Raw genomic sequence first — 4,858 nt, 5'->3', positions numbered from 1 at the left:
AAGTGAGGTTTTTGGAAAATGTGAAATGATTCGATTTTTAGTCCCATCCACAAGTAAAACTGAATTTTATTATATTACTGCAATTGTAGATGAAAAAAATGATTTTGTTCGAATGTCTAAAATGATAGAGTGTATTGAAACATTTAAAGAGATTTCAAAGAAATAACCGTCGCACAACAGCGGTTTAGCGCAATAGCTGTTCCTTAGTGAACTTGACGTTTTTCTTTACGAAAAACTTTTATCTTTAACAGAAATAAATCGTTCCGCCAGCCGCTACAGCGCCAAGCCGCGGAACGTTAGCGGTAATTGCCCGCCAAAATAACTTCAAAAAAACTGAAAAATTATGCTTACCGAAATCAGTCCTAAATTACCTATGCGAGATTTAAATCTGACAAAAGAATTTTATGTAAAAAAATTAAACTTCGATGAATTGGCAGACTACGGAAATTACTTGATTGTTAGAAAAGATAATGTAGAATTACACTTTTTTGAATTTAAAGAACTCAATCCGAGTGATAATTATGGACAAGTTTACATAAGAACTAATGAAATAGACAATTTTTACAAATCTTTATTAAAAGAAAACGTAGAAATCCATCCAAACGGACCTTTAGAAAACAAGCCATGGAATCAACGAGAATTTGCTTTACTTGACCCAGACAACAATCTATTGACTTTTGGACAAAGTATATAACTCATGCAACTACCGCTAACAGCGGTTTCGCGCAATAGCTCGTTAGCATTGCGCCGGAATCCTATCGGATTCCTGAAACCTTGCCTTCCGCTTACTATTTTTTCTTAACTTGCCGCTACTGACGCGAAGCCGCGAAACGTTACCAGCAATAATTCGACAACTTCATGAAAAATATAATCTTTTCCATATTCATAATTCTATTGTTTTCGTGCAATAAAAAAGAAATTTCATCAGAAACAGAAAAACAAATTTTTGAAAGTGTGCTCGTTCCCATATTAGATTCTATTCAATTTAGTGTTTTGCCACCACCTTACAATGATAGCATCAAAAAGATTTACGAAAATGATAAAATGCTGATAGTCATAAAAGATTCAACAGAAATTTTATCAGCAGAGGAACAAATAGGTTTTTTAAAACACTATAAAAATACTTCAATGGACATTGATTCCTCTACCGTTACAAAAATTAATCACAATCTCATAAGAATTAAAAATCTAAATTCTCATAAACTGTCATTCAAACTGACTGACAGAAAATATATTTTCAAATTTTATTCAGAGTTGAAAGAGAATAAATTAAATGATAATGAGAAATTTTTTTGTGGTGAATTAGGATTATCAAATATAAAATTAGATAACTCTAAAGAAAAAGGGGTATTTTCAATTTCTTATAATTGTTGTGAAAAAAACAAATGTGGTAACGGTTGGATTGTTTACTTAAAAAACACTAATGGTAAATGGAAAATAGACAAAATAATTCCAACATGGATTAGTTAAATATTACTGCTGGTAACAGCGGTTTTACGCTATTGCGAGTTTTGTGGTAAATTCACGTTCAGTTTCCGTAATAATATCTATCTTAGCCGATAGCACGCGGTTTCGCACTTCGCAACAGACGTAAAGCCGCGAAACGTTACCAGCAATTTTCCGACACATCATAAAATTTCTACATATGAAGTTTAATCTAAAAATCTTTCTTATCGATAAAAATAACTTTTTACTAAAAAAGAAATCTAACAAGGAAATTATTGAATTCATCAGAGATAATCATAAACGAGGTTTGCATGCACAAGAAACTGATTTGAATGTTGCCAAACCAACTTTGAACAATTTCACCCAAAATAAATTTGAATTTTTCACTTACTGTTACAACCAGCCAAAAGACCAAAATTATTGGAAATTATTTCTTCCCAGTGAATTAGCCGAGAATCAAAACTTTGAAATAATTGAATTCTCCTATGTCTTGTTTATAATTTATAAATCAAATATATACTGTACTGTTGGTGGAAGCGGATTCAATGTCATTCAAACCTTTATGGATAATAATTTTGGAATTGATTTATATCAACACTTTGCAAAACCAGAAGAAGATATCATTTTAAAAGTTGGTACAAGAGGAGTTGCCAGTAACATAGCACAAAAGGACAATACATTTTCATATGATCAAAGGATTAGTGAATCATTAGAATATTCAGAAATTCCAAAAAAAATAAAAGTGATTGTTAGAAAAGAATTAAAGAAAGGTATATTCAAAAAATATGATTTAGATAATTCAAAATCGATAATGGAAATTGGTTCTTACTTTTCTTTAAGAAAGAAAATTGACTTTGAAGAACTGAAAAGCTTAATTAAAGATATTCATAAAATTCGCTCTGATAAAACAAATTATACGCAACTCACACTTTTTTCAAGAATTGATGAGCAACAGTTACTACAAGATTTAGATAATGGTTTAAAAGAAAAAATAGCTGATGATGTTATATTACACAACAATCCTCAAGAACTACACAAACTTCGAGAGGGAATCATTGAAGTTATTAACCCCAAAAAACTTGATAAGTTTTTTGAATGTAATGAGTTCAAAGTAAGATTTAAAAAGACATGGAGTAAAAATGACAGAATAGTAAAAGACAAAGAAGATTTGTATTTTGAATGTACTGAACATATATTTAAGAGCGTAGAAAATATTTTGAACAGAAGCGAGATAATCGCTAAACTATTCGATTTAAATATAATAGGAATTGTAGGCAATAAAGAATCAACATTCGGAAATTTTTATTCACACATCGTTTGCGAAAGAATTCATCTTGGAAAAAAATATTTTAGAGTTGATGGAAATTGGTATTACCTTGATAACAAATTTCTTGAACGGGTCAATAAAGATGCAATTTCAACCTACTCACAAAATGAATTATCCGAAGATTTATTAAACAGTTGGCAAGCTGGATGGAATGAAGACACTTACAATAACAGCCACACAAAACAGAATTACTTTGTTTTAGATAAGTTATTACTCAAGGATAATATTGAACTTTGTGATATTTTAATATATCAAAATAAGACATTGTATTTTGTGCATGTAAAAAATGGATTCACAACACAAATGCGTAATCTATACATACAAGTTGTACTGTCGGCAAAAAGACTAAACAACGATTTATTCAATAACGTTGGCAGTAGTTATTTTATAAAAACGCTAGAGAAATATAATAAAAAGCATAACACAAACATCGATGCGCAAGACCTATATGAAAAGATACTTAATGACGAAATAGCAATCGAATTTGTTATGGCTTATAATAACTATTCATATCCTGGAAAAAAACCTATTGATAAAATTGAATTAAGTGACTCTAATATTGCTAAATATTCTCTTGTCCAGACAGTACGAGAAATGCGCGGTTTTAGAAGATTTGGAATAAAAGTTATCGATATTTCTAAAATATAAAAACTGCTGGTAACAGCGGTTTCGCGCAATAGCTGGTAAGCATTGCGCCGGAATCCTAACGGATTCCTGAAACCTTGTCTTCCGCTTAATATTTTTTCTTAAATTGCCGCTACTGACGCGAAGCCGCGGAACGTTAGCAGTAATGCAGCGTCGACTCTCGTCCTAAAATAGGTTGACTAAAAATTAAACACTTTTAGTATCCTATGAAAACACCAAAAAAGACAACATGTCGAAAAAATGAGTATCAAAAAGTTAGCTTTGATCTCAAACTTTCTATCATTGCCGAAATTAATAACGGACAAATATCTGCCAATTATGCTTCTAAAAAGTACGGTATATCCAGAGCAACGCTTGCCTATTGGACAAAGAAATTGTCTAACTTTGAAGGAAAATCCAAAGCCATGAGCAAAAACGACGAGATTAAAAAATTACGTGATCGTATCGAAGAACTGGAGTTCGTCAAAGACTTCCAACAAGATATTATTGCTGATTTCGAACATATTACCGGTGAACATCTTTCAAAAAAGTATTTGCCCGAAGCATTAGCAAAAGAGATAGAGAAAAAGCGACTAAACCTTTCAAAAGAAAGTGGCTCTATCAATGCTTCGGAATAAGTAAACAAGCTTATTACCAAAGAATTAAATTCGATTTTATCAAAGAACAACAACACAAAATTGTTCTCGATTTAGTGCGCAAAATCAGAATTAAAATGCCTAAAACAGGTACAAGAAAACTACTGGAACACATCCAAAATGAACTCATTACAAACAATATCAAAATGGGAAGAGATGCGCTTTTCGATTTACTTAGAAGCTATGGGTTATTAGTCAAGAAAACAAAACGTTTTCACATTACAACCGATTCTAAGCACTTCTTTTTTAAATCACCTAACCTACTCAAAGATTTAACTTTATCTCACGCAGAACAAGTCTTTGTAAGCGATATAACCTATATCAAAGTTGATGGTGGTCACGCTTATTTAGCACTGGTGACAGATGCTTACTCAAAGAAAATAATGGGTTGGAAATTAGATGATAACATGAGAGTTTCTTTAGTCAAAGAAGCTTTAGAAATGGCCTATAAAAACTGTATTTATAACCATAAAAATATCATTCATCACTCGGACAGAGGAATTCAGTATTGCTGCCCGGATTTCTCAGAATCTGCTCAAAACAAAGGGTTTATACTCAGCACAACCCAACAATACGATCCGTATGAAAACGCAGTAGCTGAAAGAATTAACGGAATTTTGAAGTATGAGTTCGGGCTAAAAAACACTATTAGAAATATTGAAATCGCTCAAAAAATGATAGCCGAAGCTGTAAACATATACAACAACAAACGTTTACATTGGAGTTTAGATTTAAAAACACCGCAAATAGTACACAAACAATATGATAAACAACCCTATAAATCCTATGCTAAAAAAGCAGCTTA

The 4,858-nt window shown here is 31.5% G+C and carries 5 protein-coding genes; all 5 read left to right on the top strand.

Annotation, left to right across the window (positions count from 1 at the left end; all coding sequences use genetic code 11):
- The first annotated feature begins 343 nt into the window (after positions 1-343).
- Complete coding sequence (locus EZL74_RS13010; protein WP_131477096.1) at positions 344-694, top strand: bleomycin resistance protein; 351 nt, start codon at positions 344-346, stop codon at positions 692-694.
- 164 nt (positions 695-858) lie between these two features.
- Positions 859-1,470: a hypothetical protein gene (locus tag EZL74_RS13005; RefSeq protein ID WP_131477095.1), complete on the top strand. Its 612-nt coding sequence runs from the start codon at positions 859-861 to the stop codon at positions 1,468-1,470.
- A gap of 175 nt (positions 1,471-1,645) precedes the next feature.
- The gene (locus EZL74_RS13000) at positions 1,646-3,421 is read left to right on the top strand and encodes a DUF6119 family protein (protein ID WP_131477094.1); all 1,776 of its coding nucleotides are present in this window, start codon (positions 1,646-1,648) and stop codon (positions 3,419-3,421) included.
- 203 nt (positions 3,422-3,624) lie between these two features.
- Positions 3,625-4,035 carry a helix-turn-helix domain-containing protein gene (locus EZL74_RS12995; RefSeq protein WP_131477093.1) on the top strand — a complete coding sequence of 137 codons (411 nt, stop codon included), beginning with the start codon at positions 3,625-3,627 and terminating at the stop codon, positions 4,033-4,035.
- The coding region (locus EZL74_RS12990) for an IS3 family transposase (RefSeq protein ID WP_161971738.1) at positions 3,963-4,858 on the top strand (896 nt) is incomplete at its 3' end. The genes EZL74_RS12995 and EZL74_RS12990, both read left to right, overlap by 73 nt.

Origin of the sequence: Flavobacterium silvisoli (assembly GCF_004329815.1) — a bacterium.
Classification (GTDB): Bacteria; Bacteroidota; Bacteroidia; order Flavobacteriales; family Flavobacteriaceae; genus Flavobacterium; species Flavobacterium silvisoli.
The sequence above is the reverse complement of the archived record's forward strand: the minus strand, read 5'-3'. Positions and strand labels throughout refer to the sequence as shown.

What these genes read in the sequence shown, in the direction of transcription:
- EZL74_RS13010 (WP_131477096.1), top strand. Translation starts at nt 344, where the DNA reads ATGCTTACCGAAATCAGTCCTAAATTACCTATGCGAGATTTAAATCTG.
- EZL74_RS13005 (WP_131477095.1), top strand. Translation starts at nt 859, where the DNA reads ATGAAAAATATAATCTTTTCCATATTCATAATTCTATTGTTTTCGTGC.
- EZL74_RS13000 (WP_131477094.1), top strand. Translation starts at nt 1,646, where the DNA reads ATGAAGTTTAATCTAAAAATCTTTCTTATCGATAAAAATAACTTTTTA.
- EZL74_RS12995 (WP_131477093.1), top strand. Translation starts at nt 3,625, where the DNA reads ATGAAAACACCAAAAAAGACAACATGTCGAAAAAATGAGTATCAAAAA.